Annotated in this window: 14 protein-coding genes, 2 tRNA genes and 3 rRNA genes; 16 read left to right on the top strand and 3 right to left on the bottom strand. The window is 50.5% G+C overall.

What is annotated here, in order from left to right; all coding sequences use genetic code 11:
* The first annotated feature begins 24 nt into the window (after positions 1-24).
* Positions 25-1,515 (top strand): helicase HerA-like C-terminal domain-containing protein, encoded by a 1,491-nt coding sequence (locus AC07N2_RS01220; RefSeq protein ID WP_494776650.1) that lies wholly within the window; start codon positions 25-27, stop codon positions 1,513-1,515.
* A gap of 52 nt (positions 1,516-1,567) precedes the next feature.
* Here AC07N2_RS01220 and AC07N2_RS01215 read toward each other — a convergent pair whose 3' ends face one another.
* Positions 1,568-2,470, bottom strand: coding sequence for a LysR family transcriptional regulator (locus tag AC07N2_RS01215; protein ID WP_494776649.1), 903 nt, complete (start codon positions 2,468-2,470; stop codon positions 1,568-1,570).
* Positions 2,471-2,638: 168 nt separating this feature from the next.
* On the opposite strand from AC07N2_RS01215, the gene AC07N2_RS01210 reads away from it, so the two are divergent.
* The 6 genes from AC07N2_RS01210 to AC07N2_RS01185 all read left to right on the top strand — a co-directional run bounded on the left by AC07N2_RS01210 (position 2,639) and on the right by AC07N2_RS01185 (position 6,970).
* Positions 2,639-3,253 carry an FMN-dependent NADH-azoreductase gene (locus tag AC07N2_RS01210; protein ID WP_494778090.1) on the top strand — a complete coding sequence of 205 codons (615 nt, stop codon included), beginning with the start codon at positions 2,639-2,641 and terminating at the stop codon, positions 3,251-3,253.
* A gap of 85 nt (positions 3,254-3,338) precedes the next feature.
* The gene (gene ribA / locus AC07N2_RS01205; protein ID WP_494776648.1) at positions 3,339-3,977 is read left to right on the top strand and encodes a GTP cyclohydrolase II; all 639 of its coding nucleotides are present in this window, start codon (positions 3,339-3,341) and stop codon (positions 3,975-3,977) included.
* 106 nt (positions 3,978-4,083) lie between these two features.
* Positions 4,084-4,995, top strand: coding sequence for a DMT family transporter (locus tag AC07N2_RS01200; RefSeq protein WP_494776647.1), 912 nt, complete (start codon positions 4,084-4,086; stop codon positions 4,993-4,995).
* Positions 4,996-5,004: 9 nt separating this feature from the next.
* A complete protein-coding gene (locus AC07N2_RS01195) occupies positions 5,005-5,784 on the top strand; it encodes an SDR family oxidoreductase (protein ID WP_494776646.1) in 780 nt (259 codons plus the stop codon).
* A gap of 36 nt (positions 5,785-5,820) precedes the next feature.
* Positions 5,821-6,795, top strand: coding sequence for a quinone oxidoreductase family protein (locus tag AC07N2_RS01190; RefSeq protein ID WP_494776645.1), 975 nt, complete (start codon positions 5,821-5,823; stop codon positions 6,793-6,795).
* Positions 6,796-6,805: 10 nt separating this feature from the next.
* Entirely contained in the window at positions 6,806-6,970 is a 165-nt protein-coding gene (locus AC07N2_RS01185) for a hypothetical protein (RefSeq protein ID WP_494776644.1), read from the top strand.
* A 109-nt stretch (positions 6,971-7,079) separates the two neighbouring features.
* Here the strand turns inward: AC07N2_RS01185 and AC07N2_RS01180 are convergent, their stop codons facing one another.
* Entirely contained in the window at positions 7,080-7,703 is a 624-nt protein-coding gene (locus AC07N2_RS01180) for a DUF4136 domain-containing protein (protein ID WP_494776643.1), read from the bottom strand.
* Positions 7,704-7,937: 234 nt separating this feature from the next.
* Here AC07N2_RS01180 and pepN point away from each other — a divergent pair, with 234 nt between their 5' ends.
* From pepN to AC07N2_RS01135, 9 genes are all read left to right on the top strand, one after another.
* A complete protein-coding gene (gene pepN / locus AC07N2_RS01175) occupies positions 7,938-10,592 on the top strand; it encodes an aminopeptidase N (protein WP_494776642.1) in 2,655 nt (884 codons plus the stop codon).
* Between the two features lie 95 nt (positions 10,593-10,687).
* Positions 10,688-11,692, top strand: a complete 1,005-nt coding sequence (locus tag AC07N2_RS01170; protein ID WP_076592305.1) for a class 1 fructose-bisphosphatase — start codon at positions 10,688-10,690, stop codon at positions 11,690-11,692.
* Positions 11,693-12,279: 587 nt separating this feature from the next.
* Positions 12,280-13,812, top strand: a 16S ribosomal RNA gene (locus AC07N2_RS01165).
* Positions 13,813-13,934: 122 nt separating this feature from the next.
* Positions 13,935-14,011 (top strand) — tRNA-Ile (locus AC07N2_RS01160).
* Between the two features lie 22 nt (positions 14,012-14,033).
* Positions 14,034-14,109: transfer RNA gene (locus tag AC07N2_RS01155), tRNA-Ala, on the top strand.
* Between the two features lie 304 nt (positions 14,110-14,413).
* Positions 14,414-17,288: ribosomal RNA gene (locus AC07N2_RS01150) — 23S ribosomal RNA — on the top strand.
* A 169-nt stretch (positions 17,289-17,457) separates the two neighbouring features.
* Positions 17,458-17,570 (top strand): 5S ribosomal RNA (gene rrf / locus AC07N2_RS01145).
* The 16S, 23S and 5S rRNA genes sit together here with 2 tRNA genes alongside, the layout of an rRNA operon.
* 627 nt (positions 17,571-18,197) lie before the next feature.
* Positions 18,198-19,373, top strand: a complete 1,176-nt coding sequence (locus AC07N2_RS01140; protein WP_494776641.1) for an acetyl-CoA C-acetyltransferase — start codon at positions 18,198-18,200, stop codon at positions 19,371-19,373.
* A gap of 51 nt (positions 19,374-19,424) precedes the next feature.
* A complete protein-coding gene (locus AC07N2_RS01135; protein WP_494776640.1) occupies positions 19,425-20,165 on the top strand; it encodes a beta-ketoacyl-ACP reductase in 741 nt (246 codons plus the stop codon).
* Positions 20,166-20,239: 74 nt separating this feature from the next.
* On the opposite strand, the gene AC07N2_RS01130 is transcribed toward AC07N2_RS01135, so the two are convergent.
* Positions 20,240-20,878, bottom strand: a complete 639-nt coding sequence (locus tag AC07N2_RS01130; RefSeq protein WP_494776639.1) for a DsbA family protein — start codon at positions 20,876-20,878, stop codon at positions 20,240-20,242.
* Between the last annotated feature and the right edge of the window lie 56 nt (positions 20,879-20,934).

Below are 20,934 nucleotides of genomic sequence, written 5' to 3'. Positions count from 1 at the left end.
ACCCCTCCTACTTTGGACAAGAACATGCCAAATCCTCTGCTGATTGCTAAAAACAAAGACCATGAATTAAGTTTGCTGCCTGAGCTTGCCAATCGGCATGGTTGTATTACGGGCGCCACCGGTACGGGTAAAACCGTGACCTTGCAGACTTTGGCACAGGCTTTGTCCGATATAGGCGTGCCGGTTTTCATGGCCGACGTCAAAGGCGACTTGTCCGGTATTGCCAAGGCGGGCGCTTCCGTCGGCAAGGTCAAAGAGCGTTTTGCGATGCTGGAACTGACTGAGCCGACGTGGGCAGGGGTGCCGGTCACGTTCTGGGACGTTTATGGCGAAAAAGGGCATCCGGTCCGCGCAACGATTTCCGATCTCGGTCCCTTGTTGTTGGCGCGCATGTTGAATTTGAACGATACCCAGCAAGGCGTATTGCAGCTGGTGTTCAAGATTGCCGACGATCAAGGCATGTTATTGCTCGATACCAAGGATTTGCGCGCGATGTTGCAGTACGTTGGTGACAACGCATCTTCCTTCCAGACTGAATACGGCAATATCTCCAGCGCCAGTATCGGTGCGATTCAACGTGGCTTGATCGGTGTTGACGAGCAAGGTGGTGATAAATTCTTTGGTGAGCCTATGCTCAATATCGAAGATTTGTTGCAAACCGATGCTAAAGGCAAGGGGGTAGTAAATATCCTTGCTGCAGATAAGTTGATGAATGCGCCTTTGCTGTACTCCACCTTCTTGCTGTGGATGCTGTCCGAATTATTTGAGCATTTGCCGGAAGTCGGCGATCTGGACAAGCCTAAGCTAGTCTTCTTTTTCGACGAAGCGCATTTGTTGTTCAGTGAAGCACCCAAGCCTTTGCTGCAAAAAATCGAACAAGTGGTGCGCCTGATACGCTCGAAAGGCGTAGGCGTCTACTTCGTGACGCAAAATCCATTGGACATCCCAGATACCGTACTTGGCCAGCTCGGTAACCGCGTGCAGCATGCCTTGCGTGCCTATACACCGCGCGATCAAAAAGCAGTACAAGCGGCGGCGCAAACCTTCCGTCCGAACCCTGCGCTGGATATCGTGCAAGTGATTACCGAATTGGGAGTGGGAGAAGCGCTGGTTTCTTTCCTTGATGCAAAGGGGCGCCCAACCATCGTTGAACGCGGTTATGTCTTGCCGCCGCCATCGCAGATAGGTCCGATTACGGATGCCGAGCGTTCCACATTGATTGCGAGTTCGGTGGTTGCTGGCGTGTATGAGAAGGCAGTTGATCGCGAATCTGCTTACGAAATGATCAAAGCGCGCGTGGCAGAAAATACGCCACAAGGAACAGCAGCGACCAAAGGTGCTGACGCGGGAAGTGGCGGGATGCTTACCGATGCCTTGGGTGGTTTGTTCAGTAAGAGTGGTCGTGGCGATAGTATTGCGACGACGATGGTGAAATCGGCGGTGCGGACGATGGGATCGAGTGCGGGACGGGCGATTATCCGCGGCGTGCTGGGCTCGATTTTCAAGGGCAAGTAAAAAGATGTGACTCGCCGTATTTGTTCGATGCAAATACGGCGAGTCAAGTAAATCAAGCCTCTGACGCTTGATCCAGCAAATACTGCATCAACCAACGCCCCGCCACACCCGGTGCTTCATCCACGCGATTGATCATGTGCAAGGTATATTGCCCACTGATCATGTGTGCAAACTTGAGATGAACCAGGCGCCCATTCTCCAGATCGGCTTTGACGATCTCTTCCGGCATCGAGCCCCAGCCCAAACCGTTCAGCAGCAGCATGTGTTTGGCACCAAGGTCGCCGAGTCGCCAATCGCGTAGGGCGATCACGCCAAAATTCTGTCCGGCAGTCAATTGACTGCGATCGGTCAGCACCAACTGGATGTGATCGCGTGCGACTTCGGTTGGGATGACGCCTTCTATCTGTGCCAGCGGATGCGTAGGCGCGGCGACCGGAATCATCGTGATATGCCCCAATTGCTGATGGTGGAAGGTATCAGCAAAATCCAGCATGGGGCCGGTGATGCCGATCTGGCATACGCGTTCGCTCACCAGATGCATGACTGCGCCTAGCGCTTCGATGCGCAATCGCAGGCCTACCGTAGGGAACTCTTGCTGAAATGCCTTTAAGGCAGTGACTAGCCGGCAATTCGGGAACATCACGTCGACCACCAGCGACACTTCAGCCTCCAGACCTTGCGCCAGTGTCTTGGCGCGCGCGCGCATCGCATCGACTTTCATCCCTACTGTACGGGCGTCGGCCAGTAGCGCTTTGCCTGCTTCAGTCAATGTTGGTTTGCGCTTACTACGGTCAAACAGCGCGACATTCAACTGTGCTTCCAGATTGGCTATGGTGTAACTGACAACGGATTGGGTGCGGTGCAATTCGCGCGCAGCGCGAGAAAAGCTGCCGCAGTCGATCACGGCGACGAATACGCGCAATTGATCCAGTGTGGGTAGGCCGGGTTCTCTCATATCGAAAATATCGATTCTAATTAGCTAAACAATGTGGGTTTTCTTGATGCTAATCCTGTTCTACGATGAGTGCAACAAATCAGTAGTCCTGATTTAGCAAAAAACATGTCGAAAAGCACGTTGATAGACGCGCCGACGACTCAACCTGACAAGAAAGCGAGTTTTATCATGACCAAGATCCTCAACATCAACAGCAGCATACGTAACGGCGATTCGATCTCCCGCAAGGCTACTGCCGAATTCATCAACAAATGGAAGGCCAAGGAGCCAAATGCAGTTGTCGTTGAACGCGACGTAGCGGCCCAGCCTTTGCCACATATTGATGGCCAGACACTAGGCGCGTTCTTTACACCAGCGGAAAACCGTAGTGCAGAACAGGCGCAAATCGCCAAATTGTCGGAAACCCTGGTGCAGGAGCTGTTTGATGCAGACGTGATCGTCATAGGCGCTCCAATGTACAATTTCTCTATTACATCTGGTCTGAAAGCCTGGATCGACCACGTTGCCCGCGCTGGCGTCACCTTCACATACACGGAAAAAGGCCCGGTTGGCCTGTTGACGGGTAAAAAAGTCTATATTTTTACCGCTAGCGGTGGTGTCTATAGTGAAGGTCCAGCCAAGGTAATGGACTTCACCAGCACCTATTTGCGTGCGGTGTTAGGCTTTATTGGTCTGACCGATGTGACCTTTATTCAGAGCGAAGGAATCGCAATGGGCGCGGAAGGCGTGCAAAAAGCGCAAGCCAAAACCAGCGATGCAATAAACGAATTGCTCGCAGCCTGATATCCTTCGTCTTCTGAGCATTTAATACAGACAATGCCGATGGTCGGTATTGTCTGTATTTGCTGGTTGATTGAATCCCTTACTCATGAATACAAGTCTTACCCCTAGTGCCGCAGTTGAAGCGGCAGTTTCTTCTGAAGTTGAACTGGATTACGCTGCGTCGTGCGAATTGCCGACGCCGTGGGCGACCTTTCGCCTGCACGCATTTGTTGAACCTGCCACCGGCAAGGAACATGTTGCGATCACGCTGGGTGATGTCTCTAATGGCGAGCCGGTTTTGTCGCGCATCCATTCGGAATGTCTGACCGGCGACGGCTTGTTCAGCCTGCGTTGCGATTGCGGTCCGCAACTGGAAGCTGCATTGCAGAAAATCGCTGAAGAAGGGCGGGGCGCCTTGTTTTATCTGCGTCAGGAAGGACGTGGCATCGGCCTCGTCAATAAAATCCGTGCTTATCAATTGCAGGATGCCGGCGCAGATACGGTTGAGGCAAATGAAGCGCTGGGCTTCAAGCCGGATCAACGCAATTACAAACTGTGCAAACCTATGCTGCAGCATCTGAAGATTTCGACGCTGCGCTTGATGACGAATAATCCACGCAAGATCACGGCGATGGAGCAACTTGGCGTCAAAGTGGTGGAACGCGTACCGCTGGTGATTACACGCAATCCATTTAATGAGCGTTATCTGACTACCAAGGCTGCCAAGCTCGGGCATTTGTTCTAATGTCTATTTATCGGTTCGCGCCATCATCGGTGCGAACTGAACGTGCTTGAAACGATGATTTTGGCAGCGTCCAACCTGTAATCCGCTTAGCCTTTACAATCATGGCATGGCCGATTTCACTTCTATTCCTTCCGAACGTAAACATTTCCTCATCGGTCTGATGATCGCGCTCTTGGGCGCGATTCTATTTTCGACCAAAGCAATCGTTGCCAAACTGATATACCGCTACGGTGTGGATGCGGTGACGCTGATTGCTTTTCGCATGATATTTTCTCTCCCGTTTTTTATCGTCATTGGCATCTGGAAGGGACGCACAGCGGTGCCGCTGACGCGCAGTGAGAAAGGAAAGATCGCCGTATTGGGTTTGCTCGGCTATTACCTCTCCAGCTTTCTCGATTTCCTCGCATTGCAATATATCTCCGTCGGGCTGGAACGCCTGATTCTGTTTTTGACGCCATCTTTTGTGTTGCTGATCTCCATTTTTGTCATGAAGCGAAAGATTACCGGGCTTGAATGGGCGGCGCTGGGCATTTCTTATCTCGGTACGGTGCTGGTATTTGTGCACGATGTTCGTATCGGTGGTTCCAATGTTGTGCTTGGCAGCCTGCTGGTCTTGGGCAGCGCGATTGCATACGCGATCTATTTGCTGGGATCGGGTGAACTGGTCAAGCGTGTCGGCGCATTGCGTCTGGTGGCGTATGCGATGTGCGTCTCCAGCGTGGCTTGCATCGCGCAATTCTTTATCCTGCGTCCGGCCTCGGCCTTGATACAGCCGATGGCGGTATACGGCTTGTCCATGATTAATGGTTTCTTCTGTACAGTGATGCCGGTGTTCCTGACGATGATTGCGGTCGATCGCATAGGCGCGGCAACGGCGTCGCAAGCCGGCATGATAGGTCCAGTGTCCATTTTATTTTTAGCGGCACTGATACTCGATGAACCGATTACCGGCATACAACTGGCGGGTACTGCTTTGGTCTTGTGCGGTATTTATGTCTTATCTAAAAAACGAGCGTAGGAATCAGCGATGGATTTAGGCATACGAGGAAAATCCGCATTGGTATGCGGCGCGAGTCGCGGCTTGGGACGTGGTTGTGCTGAAGCGCTGGCGGCAGAAGGTGTGAATGTCACGCTGGTGGCGCGCAATCTGGAAGTCTTGCAGGCAACTGCGAGTGAAATCCGTGCAATTTCCAGCAGCATGATTACCATCGTCGCTTGTGACATCACGACTGCCGAAGGACGCGCACAGGTGCTGGCGGTTTGTCCGCAACCCGATATTCTGGTGACGAATGCAGCAGGCCCGCCGACTGGTGACTTCCGTGATTGGAGTCGTGACGATTGGATCGCGGCGCTCGATGCAAACATGCTGACGCCGATAGAGCTGATCAAAGCAACGGTGGATGGCATGATGGCGCGTGGCTTTGGTCGCATTATCAACATTACGTCGAGTGCAGTGAAGGCACCGATAGATAGTCTGGGTTTGTCTAATGGCGCACGTTCTGGTTTGACCGGTTTTGTCGCTGGCTTGGCGCGCAAGACAGTTGCGCGCAATGTGACGATCAATAATTTATTACCCGGTCCTTTCGAGACCGACAGGTTGGCGGCTATCTTCTCCGCTGCCGCAGAAGCGAGCGGGCGGACGGTAGAAGAAGTCAGTGCTGCACGTCGTTCGGCCAATCCGGCCAAACGTTTCGGTACGCGCCAAGAGTTTGGCGCGACTTGCGCATTTCTATGTAGCGAACATGCGGGTTACATCAACGGGCAAAACATTTTGCTCGATGGTGGTGGTTATCCTGGAACGTTTTGATTCAATCCACGTATTACTAAATTAGGCGAGTTACTCATGACCAAAGCAATCAAGATCTTCAAAACCGGCGGCCCGGAAGTGATGGAATACGTTGATGTCGATGTTGCTGCACCCGGTCCCGGCGAAGCCTTGATTCGGCAGCATGCTTGCGGTTTGAATTACATCGATGTGTATTTTCGCATGGGGTCGTATCCGCAGCCTTTGCCAGCGGGATTGGGGATGGAAGGTGCGGGCGTGGTGGAAGCAGTTGGTGCTGGCGTCACGCACGTCAAGCCGGGTGATCGCGTTGCGTATGCCGGACGTCCGCCTGGTGCATATGCCGAAGCACGCGTGCTGCCTGCAGATATTCTCGTCAAATTACCAGAAGCGATCAGCTTCGAGACGGCCGCGGCCATGATGTTGCAAGGTTTGACGGTGCAATATTTGTTCCGCCGTACTTTCCGTTTGCAGGGTGGTGAAACGATTTTGTTTCATGCAGCAGCAGGCGGCGTAGGTTTGATCGCATGCCAATGGGCGCGTGCCTTGGGTGTGACGATGATAGGCACCGTCGGTTCGGATGAGAAAGCTGAGCTGGCGAAGGCACATGGTTGCGTACACACGATCAATTACAACAAGGAAAACTTTGTCGAGCGCGTGAAGGAAATCACCGGCGGTAAAGGTGTGCCTGTTGTTTATGATTCGATTGGTAACGATACCTTTATGGGTTCGCTGGATTGTTTGTCGCCGCTGGGGATGATGGTTAGTTTTGGTGGCGCGTCTGGTCCGGTGCCGCCATTCAGTCTGAACGAACTGGCATCGCGCGGGTCTTTGTTCATTACGCGGCCATCGCTGTTCAACTATATTGCCAAGCGCGACGATCTGGAAATGATGGCGGCTGAATTGTTCGGCATGGTGGAAAGCGGCAAGATCAAAATCGGCATTAATCAGCGTTATGCACTGAAGGATGCCGCGCAAGCGCATCGCGATCTGGAAGCGCGGAAAACCACCGGTTCCTCAATTTTGCTTCCTTAAGGATTCTGCAATGCAAGAGTTAGATTCGGAAAACAATCCAATACAGCATCCGGAAGAACAGCCGTCAGACTCCGATGGCACACCTAAATTCGGCCGACTTCTTATTTTGCTGGGATTTGGCGTGCTGATGGTGGTGGCGCTTACTTTCGGTTCATTGGCGTATTACACACCTTGATTGTTTGAACAGCGTTTGTGCTACGACAGGTGGACGAGACGTTGAGGGAATAAAAAATGGCGACTTATATATTAAGTCGCCATTTTTATATTCAGATGCAGTTGCTGCTTTATTCCTTGATTTCCAGATCTATGCGACGTGGCACACCATTTTTCCCAGGGAAGTCAGTGAATGCTGCGCGTACCAAATAAGGCATGGCGAAAGCCAGAGAACCATTGCCACCGCTGCTGTGTACGGTGACGTCATATAGTTTTTTGCCACCCTTGATACTGGTAATCAGGATATTAAGCTGGCGGTCAAATACTTGGTATTGAACGTCGCGATACTGCGTAACTGGCCCTGGGTACCAGAATGGATCGTAGTAAGGGCCGTAATAACCGCGCCATCTTGGGCCGTAATACATGCCACCGTTCCAGTAAGGATCGACGATGTATGGCTGTACGGTTCTGACGTCACGTGTATCGACCTTGTACTTGAACGCAACCTTGAGATTGGCTGCGCTCTGAGTAGGCGCTTCTACAAAGCCAAGACGTGTCAGCTCGGCGCGAACCAGATTTTCGTAGCTCTTTTCTTCCAGATTGTTTTGATCAATTTTTTGATCGAAGACATATGTTTTGTTCTGCAGGTCGGCAGGCCAATCGTGAAAGGCGATGACATCAGTTCTGATAACCGACGCGCAACCGCTTAACAATAGGCTGGATAACGCCACCCACATCAATAACCAGCGTTTCATTTTTATTCTCCTTGGACAGATGTGTATAGCATAGCGGTAATGGCAAAAAGAGCCGTTACATTTTGTAACTCGGCAATTCCGTTTATGCTCAACAGTAAATTTGTTGTTGATACGACTATGTATGTGGGCGGGGTCGCTTTTGCCGCATATCAACGATCAGACAAGCAGATTCCATTTTCATTCCCATGATTGGTAAAATGGTATTTTGCTTTACTCCCACCTATATCTATCCCTATGCGCACCGACACTTCCCCCGCGATTTATCGCAAAGATTACACTCCGCCTAGCTATTGGGTTCGCACCGTTGAGATGGGTTTCGACCTGGATCCGTCGAACACCAGAGTCGCGACGCGCATGACGCTGGAGCGCAATGCCGCCAGTTCAGAGAAGGCAGTAGTGCTGCATGGCGAAGAGCTGGAACTGGTGCAAATCCGCCTGAACGGTAAAAATCTGAGCAAGCGCGATTACAAACTGGTGGATGGCCTGTTACGCATCCCGACTACGGCGGAAAAGATCACGCTGGAAATCGAAACACTGATCCGCCCGGACAAAAATACTTCGCTGATGGGTTTGTACGTCTCCAACGGCAATTTCTTCACGCAATGCGAAGCTGAAGGCTTCCGCAAAATCACCTATTTCCCGGATCGCCCTGATGTGATGGCGCAATACACCGTCATGCTGCGCGGGGATAAAAAGAAATATCCGGTCTTGCTGTCGAACGGCAACCTGATCGAACAGGGCGATTTGGGTGACGGTCGTCACTATGCATTGTGGGAAGACCCGTTCAAGAAGCCGTCTTACCTGTTTGCGCTGGTCGCCGGTCAATTGGTCTGCCAGGAACAGACCGTCAAACTCAAGTCAGGCCGCGAAGCACTGCTGCAGGTCTGGGTCGAGGAAGGCAACCTGGACAAGACCCAGCATGCGATGGATTCGCTCGTGAACAGCATTCACTGGGACGAAGAACGTTACGGCCTGGAACTGGATTTGGATCGTTTCATGATCGTCGCGGTTGGTGACTTCAATATGGGCGCGATGGAAAACAAGGGTTTGAATATTTTCAATACCAAGTTCGTGCTGGCCAATCCGCGCATTGCTACCGATACCGATTACGCGAATATCGAAGCGGTGGTCGGCCATGAATACTTCCATAACTGGACCGGTAATCGCGTGACTTGCCGCGACTGGTTCCAGTTGTCTCTGAAAGAAGGCTTGACCGTATTCCGCGATCAGGAGTTTTCCGCCGACATGATAGGCACCGACAGCGGTCGTGCGGTTAAGCGCATCGATGACGTGCGTGTGCTGCGTCAGGCTCAGTTCCCGGAAGATGCAGGCCCGATGGCGCATCCAGTGCGCCCTGACTCTTTCGTTGAAATCAGCAACTTCTATACCGTCACTATTTATGAGAAAGGCGCAGAAGTCGTGCGCATGTATCAAACCTTGCTGGGCCGCGATGGTTTCCGCAAAGGGATGGATCTGTATTTTGAGCGTCATGATGGCCATGCCGTGGAATGCGATGACTTCCGTGCCGCGATGATGGATGCCAATGGTCGCGACCTGACGCAATTCGAGCGTTGGTACAGTCAGGCTGGTACGCCGCGCGTGAAAGTCACGACTTCGTATGATGCCGATAAACAGACTTACGACATCACGCTGGCGCAATCTTGCCCGCCAACACCGGGTCAGGCCAAGAAACTTCCTTTCCATATCCCAGTAGCGGTCGGTTTGCTCGATGGCAAAGGTAAAGATATGCCTTTGTCATTGAATGGACATAGCGGTCAATCAGAAACTTTGGTGTTGGAACTGACTTCGAATCAGCAAACTTTTCACTTCACGAATGTGAGCGAAAAACCGGTGCCATCGCTGTTGCGCAATTTCTCTGCGCCGGTTGTATTGGAATACGAATATAGCGATGAGGAGCTGGCTTTCCTGATGGCGCATGACAGCGATGCCTTCAATCGTTGGGAAGCTGGTCAACGTTTGGCGACGCGTCGTTTGCTGGCATTGACTGCAACAGCACAGAAAGCGGGCAGCACCTTGAGTGTGGATGTCGCGTTGAGCGATAGCCTGCGCGCCAGCCTGAATGACCTGACGCTGGATCCAGCTTTCCGTGAAACCGTGTTGACCTTGCCGGCCGAAACTGTGATCGCGGAGCAAATGGATGTAATTGATCCGCAAGCTATCCATACGGCGCGTCGTTTCTTGCGCCTATCGCTGGCGCAAGACCTGCGCAAAGATTTTAGCAGTGTGTTTGCGGCGAACCAGGCCGATGGTCCATATAGCCCGGATGCGGCTTCGTCTGGCAAACGCGCGCTCAAGAACCTTGCGCTATCTTATTTGTCGGAGTTGGACGATGCCGATGCACATGCATTGGCACAAGAGCAATACGACGCGGCAAACAATATGACGGATAGAATGGCGTCCTTGGCGGCACTGGCAAATAGTCAGGCGCCGGGTCGGGCCGCAGCTTTGTCCAAGTTTTATAGTGATTTCGAGCAAGAGCCGTTGGTGGTCGATAAATGGTTCAGCCTGCAGGCGATGGCGCGTACTACTGATGTTGCGGCAGTGCGTACCTTGATGAAGCATCCTGCCTTCTCGATCAAGAATCCGAATCGCGCGCGCAGCCTGATCTTTAGTTTTTGCAATGGCAATCCGTCGCGCTTCCATGCGGCAGATGGCAGCGGTTATGCTTTTTGGGCGGAACAAGTGATCGCACTCGACGCGATCAACCCGCAAGTAGCGGCACGCCTGGCACGTAGTCTGGATCGCTGGCGCAAATATGCGCCTGCCTTGCAGGAAAAAATGCGTGCCGCTTTGCAGCAGGTTGCCGATACGGCCAAGTTGTCCAAGGATACGCGTGAAGTAGTGGGCAAGTCGCTGGCTGCCAGCTGATCGATAATAGATAGCTATATAGATAAATACAGCTTTGCCGGGTTTGTACGATAGAACCGGCAATTACAGAATCAAACTAAGAGTAAAAGGACCACATGAAACGTATCAGTCTCACGCAATACCTGATTGAAGAGCAGCGTCTGCACAATACCATCCCGTCAGAACTGCGTTTGCTGCTCGAGGTAGTTGCCCGTGCCTGCAAAACGATCAGCCATGCGGTCGGTAAAGGCGAGCTTGGCGAAGTGATGGGCACAGCGGAAAGTGAAAACGTTCAAGGCGAAGTGCAAAAGAAGTTGGACATCATTTCCAACGATATCTTGCTGGAAGCAAATGAATGGGGCGGGCATCTGGCGGCAATGGCGTCGGAAGAGATGGAAACCATCCATCCGATTCCGAATCGCTACCCTATGGGCGAATACCTGTTGTTGTTCGATCCACTCGATGGCTCCAGCAATATTGATGTCAATGTATCTATAGGTACTATTTTCTCGGTATTGAAAGCTGCAGATGGCGTGCAAGCACCAACGGAAGCAGATTTCCTGCAACCTGGCAGCAAGCAAGTCGCTGCCGGTTACGCAGTATATGGTCCGCAAACAGTATTAGTACTGACTACCGGCAACGGCGTGCAGTGCTTTACGCTGGATCGCGAGATGGGTTCATGGGTCATGACCCAGCGCAACATGCAAATCCCGGCTGATACCAAGGAATTTGCCATTAATGCATCGAATGCGCGCCACTGGCATCCGCCGGTCAAACGTTATGTTGACGAAATGCTGGCCGGCACCACTGGCCCACGCGGTAAAGACTTCAATATGCGCTGGATCGCTTCGATGGTGGCAGATGTACATCGCATCCTTAATAGAGGCGGCGTATTTATGTATCCGGCTGATGCGCGTGAACCGGACAAGCCAGGCAAGCTGCGCCTGATGTATGAAGCCAATCCTATGGCCTTCATCGTAGAGCAGGCAGGCGGAGCAGCAACCGATGGTCAGCAACGCATCCTGGACATACAACCTGAAAAGCTGCATCAACGTGTGCCAGTCTTCCTCGGATCGAAGAATGAAGTTGATTTAGTAACCAGTTATCACAAGGCAAAGTAAGGCTTCTATATAGGCAAGTACTCTTGGTAAAAAGCCTCTGCAAAAAGAATTTATATTATTTTCAGAAAAGCGCTTGCCAAGTTGAAAGAAGCTTTGCTATAGTTCGGCTCCCGTCGCAGAACACGCAGCGAAACGCGAAGTAAGCGAGCTGAAATGTGAGTGTGATGGGGGTGATAAGTGGTTTGTTTTTCGGGTCCGTTTTAGATGTTTTAAAGCGAGTCTTTTTAGGAAGTTTTTTAGAAGAGTTTGTAAAAAATCTTTTAAAAAATAAATTAAAAAGATGTTGACGAAAACGAAGACATGCCACATAATCTCATCTCTCTGCTGCTGACGAACAAAACGATTCGCAGCGACGCAAACGACGCAAGTTGATAGCGAAGCAGAACAGGTTCTTTAAAAATTAACAGTCGATAAGTGTGGGCGTTTGATGGAAGCGCGGCAGCGAATTTATTCGTTGTCATAACTTTAAACATTAAATGCTCACAAAGAAATATAGATACTTTCAGTTAAATGAAAGTACCTGTCAGTATTTTGAGTGAGCGACCGGTTCGAAAGAACCATGTCAGCAATGACATAAAACAGAGATTAAACTGAAGAGTTTGATCCTGGCTCAGATTGAACGCTGGCGGCATGCCTTACACATGCAAGTCGAACGGCAGCATGGGAGCTTGCTCCTGATGGCGAGTGGCGAACGGGTGAGTAATATATCGGAACGTACCCTAGAGTGGGGGATAACGCAGCGAAAGTTGCGCTAATACCGCATACGATCTACGGATGAAAGTGGGGGATCGCAAGACCTCATGCTCATGGAGCGGCCGATATCTGATTAGCTAGTTGGTGGGGTAAAAGCCTACCAAGGCATCGATCAGTAGCTGGTCTGAGAGGACGACCAGCCACACTGGAACTGAGACACGGTCCAGACTCCTACGGGAGGCAGCAGTGGGGAATTTTGGACAATGGGCGCAAGCCTGATCCAGCAATGCCGCGTGAGTGAAGAAGGCCTTCGGGTTGTAAAGCTCTTTTGTCAGGGAAGAAACGGTGAGCTCTAATACAGTTTGCTAATGACGGTACCTGAAGAATAAGCACCGGCTAACTACGTGCCAGCAGCCGCGGTAATACGTAGGGTGCAAGCGTTAATCGGAATTACTGGGCGTAAAGCGTGCGCAGGCGGTTATGTAAGTCAGATGTGAAATCCCCGGGCTCAACCTGGGAATGGCATTTGAGACTGCATGGCTAGAGTGTGTCAGAGGGGGGTAGAATTCCACGTGTAGCAGTGAAATGCGTAGAGATGTGGAGGAATACCGATGGCGAAGGCAGCCCCCTGGGATAACACTGACGCTCATGCACGAAAGCGTGGGGAGCAAACAGGATTAGATACCCTGGTAGTCCACGCCCTAAACGATGTCTACTAGTTGTTGGGTCTTAATTGACTTAGTAACGCAGCTAACGCGTGAAGTAGACCGCCTGGGGAGTACGGTCGCAAGATTAAAACTCAAAGGAATTGACGGGGACCCGCACAAGCGGTGGATGATGTGGATTAATTCGATGCAACGCGAAAAACCTTACCTACCCTTGACATGTACGGAACCTCTGAGAGATTAGAGGGTGCTCGAAAGAGAGCCGTAACACAGGTGCTGCATGGCTGTCGTCAGCTCGTGTCGTGAGATGTTGGGTTAAGTCCCGCAACGAGCGCAACCCTTGTCATTAGTTGCTACGAAAGGGCACTCTAATGAGACTGCCGGTGACAAACCGGAGGAAGGTGGGGATGACGTCAAGTCCTCATGGCCCTTATGGGTAGGGCTTCACACGTCATACAATGGTACATACAGAGGGCCGCCAACCCGCGAGGGGGAGCTAATCCCAGAAAGTGTATCGTAGTCCGGATTGTAGTCTGCAACTCGACTACATGAAGTTGGAATCGCTAGTAATCGCGGATCAGCATGTCGCGGTGAATACGTTCCCGGGTCTTGTACACACCGCCCGTCACACCATGGGAGCGGGTTTCACCAGAAGTAGGTAGCCTAACCGTAAGGAGGGCGCTTACCACGGTGGGATTCGTGACTGGGGTGAAGTCGTAACAAGGTAGCCGTATCGGAAGGTGCGGCTGGATCACCTCCTTTCTAGAGTTTGCGTGAAAGTTAAGCGTCCACACTTATCGTCTGTTAGTAAGAAAAGAACAGTTAATGTCGGCAGTGCGCAGGCTGAATCAGTCTGCGGGTTGTTGGTTGGTACTGATCCAAACGGGTCTGTAGCTCAGTTGGTTAGAGCACCGTGTTGATAACGCGGGGGTCGTTGGTTCGAGCCCAACCAGACCCACCAAGAAATACGTATAACCGGTTTCGGGGGTTTAGCTCAGCTGGGAGAGCACCTGCTTTGCAAGCAGGGGGTCGTCGGTTCGATCCCGTCAACCTCCACCAAGATGTCAAACCTAAGTTGATCTGCATGAAAGTGCGGACGTGATTTAGGTTTGATCTTTTAGATAGATCATTGGCTGTTTTTGTTCTTTAACAATTTGGAAGAAGTAAAGATTTATTGGTGCAAACCAATGATGCGCAAGCATTGTTGAGATGCGCTGATGGGTTTTGATTGTATCAAATCAAATAGTATTGACGATCAGTTATCCGAAAGGATAATCCAGTGTCAATACAGCAAACACGTAGTACTTGTTTGCCTTATAACCGTCTCTTGAAAGTGCAAGCGATTGAGAGGCTAAAGTTATAGGGACAAGCGAATAAGTGCACATGGTGGATGCCTTGGCGATATCAGGCGATGAAGGACGTAGTAGCTTGCGATAAGCTGCGGGGAGCTAGCAAACAAGCTTTGATCCGCAGATTTCCGAATGGGGAAACCCGGCCCTTTGGGTCATCACTCACTGAATACATAGGTGTGTGAAGCGAACGCGGCGAACTGAAACATCTAAGTAGCTGCAGGAAAAGAAATCAACCGAGATTCCCAAAGTAGTGGCGAGCGAAATGGGATCAGCCGCAAGTTTTAGCATCAGATATAGTGGAATGCTCTGGAAAGTGCAGCCATAGAGGGTGATAGCCCCTTACACGAAATATGTGGTGTGGAACTAAGCTTGCAACAAGTAGGGCGGGACACGAGAAATCCTGTCTGAACATGGGGGGACCATCCTCCAAGGCTAAATACTCGATATCGACCGATAGTGAACCAGTACCGTGAGGGAAAGGCGAAAAGAACCCCGGAAGGGGAGTGAAATAGATCCTGAAACCGTGTGCATACAAACAGTAGGAGCGGACTTGTTCCGTGACTGCGTACCTTTTGTATAATGGGTCAGCGACTTACATTCAGTGGCAAGGTTAACCGTATAGGGAAGCCGTAGAGAAATCGAGTCCGAATAGGGCGTTCAGTCGCTGGGTGTAGACCCGAAACCAAGTGATCTACTCATGGCCAGGTTGAAGGTGCGGTAACACGCACTGGAGGACCGAACCCACTAATGTTGAAAAATTAGGGGATGAGCTGTGGGTAGGGGTGAAAGGCTAAACAAACTTGGAAATAGCTGGTTCTCTCCGAAAACTATTTAGGTAGTGCCTCAAGTATCACCATCGGGGGTAGAGCACTGTTATGGCTAGGGGGTCATCGCGACTTACCAAACCATTGCAAACTCCGAATACCGATGAGTGCGAGCTTGGGAGACAGACGTCGGGTGCTAACGTCCGGCGTCAAGAGGGAAACAACCCAGACCGCCAGCTAAGGTCCCAAAGATTGGCTAAGTGGAAAACGAAGTGGGAAGGCTAAAACAGTCAGGAGGTTGGCTTAGAAGCAGCCATCCTTTAAAGAAAGCGTAATAGCTCACTGATCGAGTCGTCCTGCGCGGAAGATGTAACGGGGCTAAGCCAGTCACCGAAGCTGCGGATATATCTTCGGATATATGGTAGGAGAGCGTTCTGTAAGCCTGCGAAGGTGTCTTGTAAAGGATGCTGGAGGTATCAGAAGTGCGAATGCTGACATGAGTAGCGATAATGGGGGTGAAAAGCCTCCACGCCGTAAGCCCAAGGTTTCCTGTTCAACGTTCATCGGAGCAGGGTGAGTCGGCCCCTAAGGCGAGGCAGAGATGCGTAGCTGATGGGAAGCAGGTTAATATTCCTGCACCGTCGTTAGATGCGATGGGGGGACGGATCGCGGAAGGTTGTCCGGGTGTTGGATGTCCCGGTTCCTGTGTCATAGAAGGCTGTTAGGCAAATCCGGCAGCGTAATTCAAGGGCATGGGACCAACGAATTTATTCGTGAAGCAATCGGAAGTGGTTCCAAGAAAAGCCTCTAAGCTTCAGTCTAACGAGACCGTACCGCAAACCGACACAGGTGGGCGAGATGAGTATTCTAAGGCGCTTGAGAGAACTCGGGAGAAGGAACTCGGCAAATTGGTACCGTAACTTCGGGATAAGGTACGCCCTTGTAGTTTGACCACTTTACTGTGGAAGGATGAAGGGGTTGCAATAAACTGGTGGCTGCGACTGTTTAATAAAAACACAGCACTATGCAAACACGAAAGTGGACGTATATGGTGTGACTCCTGCCCGGTGCTGGAAGATTAAATGATGGGGTGCAAGCTCTTGATTGAAGTCCCAGTAAACGGCGGCCGTAACTATAACGGTCCTAAGGTAGCGAAATTCCTTGTCGGGTAAGTTCCGACCTGCACGAATGGAGTAACGATGGCCACACTGTCTCCTCCCGAGACTCAGCGAAGTTGAAATGTTTGTGATGATGCAATCTACCCGCGGCTAGACGGAAAGACCCCATGAACCTTTACTGTAGCTTTGCATTGGACTTTGAACCAATCTGTGTAGGATAGGTGGGAGGCTTTGAAGCGGGGACGCTAGTTCTCGTGGAGCCAACCTTGAAATACCACCCTGGTTTGTTTGAGGTTCTAACCTTGGTCCGTTATCCGGATCGGGGACAGTGCATGGTAGGCAGTTTGACTGGGGCGGTCTCCTCCCAAAGTGTAACGGAGGAGTTCGAAGGTACGCTAGGTACGGTCGGACATCGTGCTAATAGTGCAATGGCATAAGCGTGCTTAACTGCGAGACTGACAAGTCGAGCAGGTACGAAAGTAGGACATAGTGATCCGGTGGTTCTGTATGGAAGGGCCATCGCTCAACGGATAAAAGGTACTCTGGGGATAACAGGCTGATTCCTCCCAAGAGTTCATATCGACGGGGGAGTTTGGCACCTCGATGTCGGCTCATCACATCCTGGGGCTGTAGCCGGTCCCAAGGGTATGGCTGTTCGCCATTTAAAGTGGTACGTGAGCTGGGTTTAAAACGTCGTGAGACAGTTTGGTCCCTATCTGCCGTGGGCGTTGGAAATTTGAAGGGGGCTGCTCCTAGTACGAGAGGACCGGAGTGGACGAACCTCTGGTGTACCGGTTGTCACGCCAGTGGCATTGCCGGGTAGCTAAGTTCGGAAGAGATAACCGCTGAAAGCATCTAAGCGGGAAACTTGCCTTAAGATGAGATTTCCCAGAGCCTTGAGCTCTTTGAAGGGTCGTTCGAGACCAGGACGTTGATAGGTCAGGTGTGGAAGTGCAGTAATGCATTAAGCTAACTGATACTAATTGCCCGTACGGCTTGTCCCTATAACCTTAGCAGGTGTAGGCAACAAGTACACGTGAGTGCGAACTTGATTCGTGCAATCAAAACCGCTGTACCATCACCCATGGTTACAGTGTGATCTTTACTTCTTCCAGATTGAGTTGTTTGCTCAAGTCAGCTTTAACGACTTAGCAAGTGGCTTTACAAGTTATGCCTGATGACCATAGCGATTTGGTACCACCCCTTCCCATCCCGAACAGGACCGTGAAACGAATTTGCGCCGATGATAGTGCTGCAACCAGTGTGAAAGTAGGTCATCGTCAGGCTTTTATTTAGAAAACCCCTCAGCAGAAATGCTGGGGGGTTTTTGCTTTGGAAAATCGGTTTTACATCCTCGATCGTTCGGGAAAATCCAGGCTCTACGTCATCGGAAACTGGAGACGATAGCACCAATTCAGACCGCACTTCGTTCCATTTCCTCTTCCGTTCGTCCTGATACACGCTACAGCAAATAATATCGACTGCCCAAGTACGCTCAAGCATGATCGCGATCCTCGATCGCTTACTTCTCTAGTGTCCATATACTTTCAATCGACGAGCATTTGCATACGAAGCATGTAATGCGAATGCATTCTTATTTGGGCGATTAAGAACGAAGTGTTTTCCTCATAAATCGTCTTGAATTCTCATGATTCAATCATCGTGATTTCCACATAGTTCTGAAGCTGACGACAGAAAAACTGACATATAACAAGTCGAAACAAAGAAGAATCATTTTATGTCTGCGGAAGTTTTCTTCTATTTGATATCTAGTCATTGCGTTCCCAACAATTTTTAGATACGGTTCTAAGAGGATACTTTTGAGCAGAGAGTTCTTTGTGCGAATTTCACCGCGTAGCCTTGCTGATCAACAGTAAAAGTTGTTTCCCCGAAGTGCATTATGGAGAGTTGAAATGGATGATGTCGTCATTGTTTCTGCTGGACGTACTGGTGTTGGAAAATTTGGTGGGGCTTTGGCAAAGACACCTGCTACAGATTTAGGTGCACATGTCATTAGAAGTTTATTGGCGCGTAGCGGCATTCCGGCGGACTTAATTAGTGAAGTAATTCTGGGGCAGGTGCTGACTGCCGGTTGCGGACAAAATCCTGCACGACAGGCATTGATACGTGGTGGCATACCGGACATGGTGCCGGCTTTTACAATCAATAAAGTGTGCGGTAGCGGATTGAAGGCAACACATCTTGCTGCGCAAGCGATCAAATGTGGTGATGCGCAAATCATCATCGCTGGTGGGCAGGAAAACATGAGCGCTTCGCCGCATGTTTTGAATAACTCACGTGATGGTTTCCGCATGGGTGATGCGAAGCTGACCGATACGATGATTGTTGATGGTCTGTGGGATGTCTACAATCAGTACCACATGGGTACAACCGCAGAAAATATTGCAAAAAAATTCGGTATCTCACGCCAGGAGCAAGACGAGTTTGCACTCGCATCTCAACAAAAGGCTGAGGCGGCCCAAAAGGCCGGCAAGTTCAAAGACGAAATCATTCCTTTTGAAATACAAAGTAAAAAAGGGAATGTCGTTTTCGATACCGATGAATACATCAAACACGGCACAACGGCCGAATCACTCGCTGCCTTACGCCCTGCATTTTCAAAAGATGGTACTGTCACCGCAGGTAATGCATCCGGTATTAACGATGGTGCGGCTGCAGTTATTCTGATGTCTGCGAAAAAAGCGAATGAACTCGGACTCAAACCTCTAGCAAAAATAAAAGCTTATTCATCGGCTGGTGTCGATCCCAGTGTGATGGGCATGGGGCCTGTCCCAGCGGCGCAGCTATGTTTGAAAAAAGCGGGATGGACGCATCAGGATCTTGATTTGATGGAAATCAATGAAGCCTTCGCGGCACAGGCAATCGCAGTGAATCGCGAAATGGGTTGGGATACAAACAAAATCAACGTAAATGGTGGTGCGATTGCCATTGGTCATCCGATTGGTGCATCCGGTTGCCGTATTCTGGTCACGCTCTTGCATGAAATGATACGTCGCGACGCCAAGCGTGGCTTGGCGAGTTTATGTATCGGTGGTGGTATGGGGGTAGCACTAGCGATTGAACGATAAAAATTCTTTGACGCTTTTAATAAAAATATCGAATTAAGAGGACGACAAAATATGACACGCGTTGCATTGGTCACTGGAGGCATGGGTGGTTTGGGTGAAGCGATTTGCATCAAACTGGCGGCACTTGGATATCAGGTAGTGACGACTTATTCGCCTGGCAATACCAAGGCGGATGAATGGTTGAAGACGATGAAGGCCAGCGGTTACGATTTTCACGCTTATTCGTGTGATGTTTCGGATTACGAGTCAGCGCAACAGTGCGTTGCGCGTATCGAAAAAGAAATCGGCCCGGTTGATGTACTGGTCAACAACGCTGGTATCACGCGCGACATGACTTTCAAGAAAATGAATAAGCCTGATTGGGATGCTGTTATGGGCACCAATCTGGATTCCGTATTCAATATGACGAAGCCTGTATGTGATGGCATGGTGGAGCGCGGTTGGGGGCGCATCATTAATATCTCTTCAGTGAATGGCCAGAAGGGGGCATTTGGGCAAACCAATTATTCTGCAGCCAAAGCAGGCATGCATGGTTTTACTAAGGCATTGGCGCTGGAAGTTGCACGCAAGGCGGTTACAGTGAATACGATTTCACCAGGATATATTGGTACCAAGATGGTGATGGCGATTCCACAAGAAGTGCTGGAATCGAAAATCGTGCCGCAAATTCCAATGGGGCGATTAGGCAAACCGGAAGAGATCGCTGGCTTGGTGGCTTATCTCGCATCGGATGAGGCAGCGTTTTTGACTGGCGCCAACATCGCGATCAATGGTGGGCAGCATATGTATTGAAGCAAGCTGAACCACGGTTCAGCTTGTTTTAAAAATCTATCTGTTACGTCAGTTTATTGAACGGAATATGTAGATCAAGCTGGTTGATCGATCAGCGCTTGCAAACGATCAACCAGTGTTTCTGTTTTTGTGTAGCCGGATGTCACCAGGTGTAGCTCACCATTTTTTTCCAATACCAAAGTTGGAAAACCGGATACGCCCCAACGTTTGGTTTGTACAAAATCGGCATTAGTCGTTGCGATGGCTTCTTCGGATGACCATGTCGCAAGAAACGTTGCCGCGTCAATTTCGAAACCAGCTTTGTTGAGCACGTCCGCTCCAATTTTCGCCAATACTTCAGCCTTCGTTGTATTCAAAGCTTCAGCATAAAATGCATGTTGAATCGCATGAAAAACGTTGAGTGCTGTATCAGGGGCCAAGATGCCGGCTGCGACGACAGCGCGGCAAGCCGGTTCGGTATCGTAGACAAAGCCTTCATGCGATAAACCATCTTTAGAGAATGGTAGTCCGCTGACTTCTTCAACCTTCTTCCAATGTGAAAGCAGCGTTGCTTTCAACTCCTCATCCATCACTTCCGTATTGTAGGCACGCAAGCCGCCGACAATAATCTCCAAGGGCGTATCTGGCAAACCATGGATCAAAGTCATCAATTCCGGCCCAAAACCATAGCACCACGAACACATTGGATCGGCGATGTAGATGAGTTTGCTCATTAGTCGTATTCCTTAGGTATAAATCAGTAAAGGCAAGCGTGGCCGTTTGGGAATGT

The organism is Herminiimonas sp. GW821-FHT09C12 (assembly GCF_059416385.1).
This window is presented reverse-complemented; position numbering and strand designations above follow the sequence as displayed.

Excerpts from the sequence above, each read along its gene's own strand:
- AC07N2_RS01220 (WP_494776650.1), top strand. The coding sequence starts at position 25 with ATGCCAAATCCTCTGCTGATTGCTAAAAACAAAGACCATGAATTAAGT.
- AC07N2_RS01215 (WP_494776649.1), bottom strand. The coding sequence starts at position 2,470 with ATGAGAGAACCCGGCCTACCCACACTGGATCAATTGCGCGTATTCGTC.
- AC07N2_RS01210 (WP_494778090.1), top strand. The coding sequence starts at position 2,639 with ATGACCAAGATCCTCAACATCAACAGCAGCATACGTAACGGCGATTCG.
- ribA (WP_494776648.1), top strand. The coding sequence starts at position 3,339 with ATGAATACAAGTCTTACCCCTAGTGCCGCAGTTGAAGCGGCAGTTTCT.
- AC07N2_RS01200 (WP_494776647.1), top strand. The coding sequence starts at position 4,084 with ATGGCCGATTTCACTTCTATTCCTTCCGAACGTAAACATTTCCTCATC.
- AC07N2_RS01195 (WP_494776646.1), top strand. The coding sequence starts at position 5,005 with ATGGATTTAGGCATACGAGGAAAATCCGCATTGGTATGCGGCGCGAGT.
- AC07N2_RS01190 (WP_494776645.1), top strand. The coding sequence starts at position 5,821 with ATGACCAAAGCAATCAAGATCTTCAAAACCGGCGGCCCGGAAGTGATG.
- AC07N2_RS01185 (WP_494776644.1), top strand. The coding sequence starts at position 6,806 with ATGCAAGAGTTAGATTCGGAAAACAATCCAATACAGCATCCGGAAGAA.
- AC07N2_RS01180 (WP_494776643.1), bottom strand. The coding sequence starts at position 7,703 with ATGAAACGCTGGTTATTGATGTGGGTGGCGTTATCCAGCCTATTGTTA.
- pepN (WP_494776642.1), top strand. The coding sequence starts at position 7,938 with ATGCGCACCGACACTTCCCCCGCGATTTATCGCAAAGATTACACTCCG.
- AC07N2_RS01170 (WP_076592305.1), top strand. The coding sequence starts at position 10,688 with ATGAAACGTATCAGTCTCACGCAATACCTGATTGAAGAGCAGCGTCTG.
- AC07N2_RS01140 (WP_494776641.1), top strand. The coding sequence starts at position 18,198 with ATGGATGATGTCGTCATTGTTTCTGCTGGACGTACTGGTGTTGGAAAA.
- AC07N2_RS01135 (WP_494776640.1), top strand. The coding sequence starts at position 19,425 with ATGACACGCGTTGCATTGGTCACTGGAGGCATGGGTGGTTTGGGTGAA.
- AC07N2_RS01130 (WP_494776639.1), bottom strand. The coding sequence starts at position 20,878 with ATGAGCAAACTCATCTACATCGCCGATCCAATGTGTTCGTGGTGCTAT.